Here is a 5,962-nt window from a genome sequence, read left to right on the forward strand (position 1 = left end):
AACATCTCTCAAATAGAACATTCTCGTCACCGAAGTATAACCGGGTTTTTGTTAACTGTTTTAACGGGATTGATTGCTTACAGCCTTAAAGAGAAGAAGCCATCACTGAAAGTTTTCTACTCAGAAAAAGATATTTCAGCAATGGCTTAAACAGAATTAGGGTTATTCATAAGTGGAAACCGATTTCAGTTTTTCCTTCTCTCCCGCCTGATACCACGTTTCCTGTCGGGTCAATAAACCAGCCGAAGAGTAATGCCAGCGCAAAAAATGGTTATCAGGGTAACGAGTTTGAATACGACGCCCTAACGCATCGTACTGATAGTCAATAACGCGACCGGTAAAGTCGATTTCACGGATAACCTGACCAGCAGCATCCCGTTCATAGCGATAAGTTTCTCCTGTAGAAGCCGTAACTGAACAAAAACGGGTAAGTCGGTCATAACCAAAGTGTAATGTCGTCCCATCCGGGCGGGTAACGTGTGTCAGCAGGTCAAAAGCACCATAATTATAACGAGTAATGCGACCTTCCCCATCAGTTACCGCAATAACACGCCGCTCACTGTCATATTCAAAATGCCGGGTAACACCATCCGGCAATTCAATTACTGTCAAACTACCATTACTCACACTGGCATGAGCAGTGCTGTAGCGGTAACGGGTTTCCTGTTTAAGTGCATCTGTCGTACGACGCAGACGCCCCAGTTCATCCAGTTCCAGACCCGTTGTCTGACCATCAGGTGTCATAATTGCAGCCAGCCGCTGATGTTCATCATAGGCATAATGCCATTGCCGGCCATCCGGCAGCAGGCGTTGCCGCAATTCGCCGTGAGTACCGTACTGATATTTTTCTCTATATCCTTGTGGATTGGTAACAGCCGTCAGACTACCCTGCTCATCATGGTGGAACTGCCAAATATCTCCGGTAGGTAAAGTGGCTTCGATAAGCTGACCATGTTTATCGTAGTCATAATAAAAAGCCTCTCCCGTTGGTAGTACAATGTTGGTCAGAGCACCATCATGGTTGTATTCAAAAGTGGTATATCCTCCCAGCGGGTCAATTTCCCAAACTTTCTGGCTGTGGTACCACTGGGTACGTGTTTCCCGCCCTAACGGGTCAACCTGACGGATCACCCGATTATTCTGGTTGTAATAGAAAAGGGTTTTTCCGCCTTCGGCATCAAGATAAGTAGTAACACGCTCATCATCGTTATAAATAAAGCGATCTGTCCAATAACCGCCGGAAGAATGGGTGGAAATGACTCGTCCGCGCTCATCGTAGTGAATATAAAAATCTGTTTTATCCGAGTCATGCCAACGAGTCATAAATCCTTGTGCTGTGTATTCATGCCACAGATGATTTTGCTGAAAAGCATCACATTCCGCCAGATAGCCGTATTGGTCATAACGACAGGTGGCAAGACGCTGCTGTATCTGCTGAAAGTGGTAATCCACTGCCCGCAGTTGATGATCCTGATAATGAAGGGCTAAACGAAAACCATCATTGCGGATAACTTCAATTAACTGATGCTGGTCGTTATAGATAAACTGAATATGGTTCTGGTGGCGATCCGTGATAGCAGACAGCCGACGCCGATTACCGTCAATATGATTAAAGTGGAAAGTTTGCTGACTCTGTTTATTTATCAGACGCAATTCACCATTAAGTTCTCCTGTCAGCAAACAATGAAGGAGATGTCGGTTACGCGCCAGAACCTGATTTTCCGGTGTTGAAAAATCATAAACCTGCCCATCTGCGTCAGTAAAATGAACTTTTTCACCGTCTAATACCAATTGACGTGACCAGTCATCGGCCCATTTCTGTCCGAATAATCCACTCTGACAAGCGGTAGAACGATAATTCCGGGTTAAAGCAATAGGTAACAGGCCGGGGATGACGATAACTAAGAAATTTTGTAGATAATCCCCTGAGGTTATATCGACAGGTTCACCCGGTGTTGCACAACCGGGGCCGGAGCAGCCGTTTCCTTTTTCATTCGAAGGGGTTGTAGAGTCGTTTTCTTTTTTGCTTCCTTTTTCTTTGTTTTTCTTAGCGTCAGCAGATTGACCTTCTTTCTTTTCTCCTTTAATTCGACTACCTGATTGATTTGTTTTTGATAGCTCTTCTGCTCTAGTTACGGCTTTGGCTTCAGTTAATCCTTTTCTGTTGCGAGAAATTTAGTTATTACTCCTTCTCCTTTTACTGCTTTTGAGAGAAAAGCCACTGACTCCGTCCCTACTTTGATTACTGTCTTTACTTCACCGGGACCAACGAAGAAAGTAGCAACATCACCTATCAAAGCACCACCTTTCTGAGCAGGGTTACTTAGCTCCATATGTAAAGATTCTAAAAATCCTTGAGTTGTATCACCATACTTCTGACCAAAATTAAAAATCGCAGAGCCTGCGCTTTCTGCTCCAATCTTTGAAAATGCAATTCCCAGCGCTTTCATTTCCATTTCAGGAATCTTTTCTATAACTTGTGCTAACTCGACTACAGAATTAAAAAAACCCTTTCCTGCTCCTTTTACTGCTTCTAGAGGGTGTTTAACTGCTTCAATAAGGTTATGTCCTTGCTCGTCAACCCACTGAACGACAGCAGAAGCTTTCTCTGTAAAAAGTTTTGGAGGGCTATTCATAAAAAATTTCAATGATTCATATAGGCTATTACCAGATACTATTTTTTTTACCGGTTCCGGCGGATTATTAAAAAAATATTTAAATGGTTTTAATAGATCATCATAAAAACCTCTTTTGCTCCTAACATGGCTCGCAGATTGTGATTCTTGTGGTGTTTCCGATTTAACAGGGGGATTCGCCTCCTTCGGACTTTTTTTTGCTTGTTTTGGCTGACCAACAATAACGCCCAGCGTATTCCCTGTACCCGTTGGACTATCATTCTTTGCTCCTTTCGCCATAGCCCTTTCCTTATGATCCATTCATCCAGAATTTATCCGCATGGCGCAACGTTAGCTTGCCATCCGCCCGTACCGTTTGCGTATGCTCTTTCGGGTGGCATTTTCCCCCCACCGTACCACTTTTCACTCCCGTCGCCGTGCCCGCCTCGTCCCCCAATGTCTGTGGAACAAAACTTTGCCCGAATACTACGACTGGCTGCCCATTTGCCCGAACCGATGAAACCGGCGCAGAGGCGTCTTCCAGTTTGGCGATAACCGGATAAGGGATCGGTGGTGTGGCAGGCCCTATCGGGGTTTTGCAGACATCGGGAACCAGACTGATAATCAACCATTGGGTATCTTTTCGGGCAATATAGTTATCCGCCATGATGCTGCTCCTGTTCAGGTGCAAATGTGATCAAAGGTGCTTTCGGATTTATTTCAAAGCGGGCTTCAGCCACTCTGATTGGTAAACCAATGCTGAAATACAGCCGGAAAGTCAGCTCCAGTACCATCGCATCGGTATCAATAATCAGGGTATCGAGGTTCATCAGAACCGGAAAAAAAGCACCATCATCCGTACGTAACAAAATAAAAGGACGATGCCCCGGCAATTGAGTTTGCAAAGAGCCATCCGGTGTCAAATTAGTTAATTGCAGTGAAATATCGGTAGAAGGCCAGTCAATTTGCTGATCTTGCGGAGCACAATTCCAATAACCGAAATCAAAATCCTGTGGCAGATAAGGATGGTGCTGTTCCAGCCATGTCTGGTCATAGGTTCCGGCTAACGTTCGGCGCGGTAGCCACGCCCGACCGATAATCCCCATCCCTTGTGGCTGGCTGGGAAGTTCTGTCACTGAAAGCTGGCCTGCCAGCATTTGGGCAAAGTGCTGTGCAGTGACTGGCGCATCCGGATGGATAATACGCGGAGCTGGATAACGAGCTTGGTTTTTGGCACGGGCATACCACGGTAGAACAAATCCCATACCGATGGGGTTATATTCCCAAACGGCATGAGCTACCGGCGCTTGATCGCCATCGGGGTGTTGGCTGAGCTGTTCAGATGTGAGTTTATCTTCTTCTGCCAGCACATCGACCGCTTTGTCATCATCAGCTTCAATCCGGCATTCCCCGCCAAAGGCGTAACGGTAATCAAGAGGTAAGCTTGCAAACGGCTTAGGATCAGAGAGTTGCCATTGTCCGTTATCCGTGCGGAAAAATTCCCGCTCTCCGGATATATTCAGTGTCTTATCAAGCAGAGTGTTGCCATTAGCCTCTGTCACTGACAGACGGATAGGAAAAGAGGCACAAGGCTTACCTTCTGGTGCATAAGCCGTACCATTAATAATTACATCACATTTAGGTTTAAAAGGAGCCAGATCACTTTCCTGCAATACCTGCGAGACATTTAATCCTCCCCGATATTGATCCTGTATACACAGGGTCATTACCGGAAGCAATTCAGCCAGATATTCGCCTTTACCCGCAGGCAATAGCTGATAGCCCACTTTCATGGCAATAACATCGTATTCCTGATCTTCAGTATCCAGCATCCGGTAGTTCATCACCGAAAAAGGAGTGAGATTTTTGAATTCCATCGTCCGGTCTCCTTAGTTCAAATCGATGTCTTTACCACTGATTTGCACAGGGCCGCTGGCTTCGAACCTGAACTCTTTACCTTTGATGGTAATTTTGCCATCCTTGTCCATTCTCAATGTGCTCTTACCGCATTTCAGCTCAATCACCTTACCGGCACTAATAGATAAAGTTTGCCCCACAGAAATCCTTTTTTGCATACCCACCGTTTCTTTCTGACTAACAGAAACTGAAGTATTCATACTGGCACCAACATTAATCCTATAGCTTGCCCCTACTCTCAATATTTTGGTGAGTCCAACCATTTCAGTACTACGAAGCTGTACCATTTCCTGTCTATTCTTTTTCACGACAACAGCTTGTTTTCCATCAACTGCCTCAGTGTGATTACCCTGTACCTGAGTGGTTCGGTTATTTAGTACCTTGGTATTCATATCTTTTTGGGCATGAATAAACACCTCTTCGCTACCTTTCGCGTCATCAAAACGCAGTTCATTAAACCCTTCTCCTTTGTGAGTGTGGGTTTTGAAGGTGGTGCGGGTTTTCTCAGCAGGCAAATTAAGTGGGGAGCGATTGCGACCGTTGTAGTTACAGCCTGTCACGATGGGGCGATCAATATCACCGTTAAGGTAAGAAATAATCACTTCCTGGCCGATGCGGGGGATCGCCATAAAACCGAATCCATTACCATTCCAGCCCTGTACTACACGAACCCAACAGGAAGAACTATCTCCTGCTTCATCGTGGCGATTCCAGTGAAAATGTACTTTAATAGCACCGTGTTCATTAACAAAAATCTCTTCACCCGGTGGCCCTACTACCGTTGCCAGTTCATCACCATCTGCCAGCGGCTTATAACGGTATGGTGGTCGCCAGTCGTTTTTTCCCGGAATAAAAGTGACGTTATTGGTCAGGGTTGTGCCTTCTCCCGCAATACCTGCCGCTTGTGGCTGAGAACCGTAATGGTTAACGGTAACGATTTGCCAGCGGTTATTCATGGCTGCAATCGGATGGGATTTCAAAGTAAAAATTTTACCGGGACGTAACTGAACACAGTTTGTCTGGGCCGAACCCAGTTTACTTTCGCTATTAAGTTGGCTCAGGCGTATTTCACCCAGCGGTTTACCTTCTTTACTCCACGGGAAACGACCGGAACTTTCAAATATTGGGTGACGCCCGCCTTGCGGTAAATCAGCCTGAATCTGCAAGGGCTGAGAAGGTCGCAACCAATTGTAATCTTTATGAATATATTCATCCGGGCAGAGGTATTCCCCATATTGCCACTGCCAGGCTGTAGTATCTTTATTATCGGTATTGGGCTGATTGTTATAAGTCAGGCTCAGATCTGCTGTCATACCTAATACTACAGTCGTAACTGTTCCATGATCAGATATTCCTCTCGGCGGCGATAATGGCATTGTTGGGCGCGATACTGATGTCGTCGCCGCCAGTCTGACCAAAATAAAATCTGT

General features: G+C 45.6%; 5 protein-coding genes and 1 pseudogene. 1 reads left to right on the forward strand and 5 read right to left on the reverse strand.

The window, feature by feature from the left end; genetic code table 11:
- Positions 1–150 (forward strand): annotated as a pseudogene (locus AACX38_RS04300) (IS982 family transposase); the annotation flags it as partial.
- 12 nt (positions 151–162) lie between these two features.
- On the opposite strand, the gene AACX38_RS04305 reads toward AACX38_RS04300, so the two are convergent.
- The 5 genes from AACX38_RS04305 to tssI form a co-directional block, all read right to left on the reverse strand.
- Complete coding sequence (locus AACX38_RS04305) at positions 163–2,175, reverse strand: DUF6531 domain-containing protein (protein ID WP_339385655.1); 2,013 nt, start codon at positions 2,173–2,175, stop codon at positions 163–165.
- The gene (locus AACX38_RS04310; protein WP_228865787.1) at positions 2,151–2,915 is read right to left on the reverse strand and encodes a hypothetical protein; all 765 of its coding nucleotides are present in this window, start codon (positions 2,913–2,915) and stop codon (positions 2,151–2,153) included. The genes AACX38_RS04305 and AACX38_RS04310 overlap by 25 nt, the downstream gene beginning before the upstream one ends.
- A 10-nt stretch (positions 2,916–2,925) precedes the next feature.
- Positions 2,926–3,282, reverse strand: coding sequence for a DUF4150 domain-containing protein (locus tag AACX38_RS04315; RefSeq protein ID WP_099111467.1), 357 nt, complete (start codon positions 3,280–3,282; stop codon positions 2,926–2,928).
- Positions 3,272–4,492, reverse strand: coding sequence for a DUF2169 family type VI secretion system accessory protein (locus AACX38_RS04320; protein WP_228865788.1), 1,221 nt, complete (start codon positions 4,490–4,492; stop codon positions 3,272–3,274). The genes AACX38_RS04315 and AACX38_RS04320 overlap by 11 nt, the downstream gene beginning before the upstream one ends.
- 12 nt (positions 4,493–4,504) lie before the next feature.
- Positions 4,505–5,962: type VI secretion system tip protein TssI/VgrG (gene tssI / locus AACX38_RS04325; RefSeq protein ID WP_228865789.1), on the reverse strand; the 1,458-nt coding region annotated here is incomplete at its 5' end.

Origin of the sequence: Xenorhabdus sp. PB30.3 (assembly GCF_963895965.1) — a bacterium.
Lineage (GTDB): Bacteria > Pseudomonadota > Gammaproteobacteria > Enterobacterales > Enterobacteriaceae > Xenorhabdus > Xenorhabdus stockiae.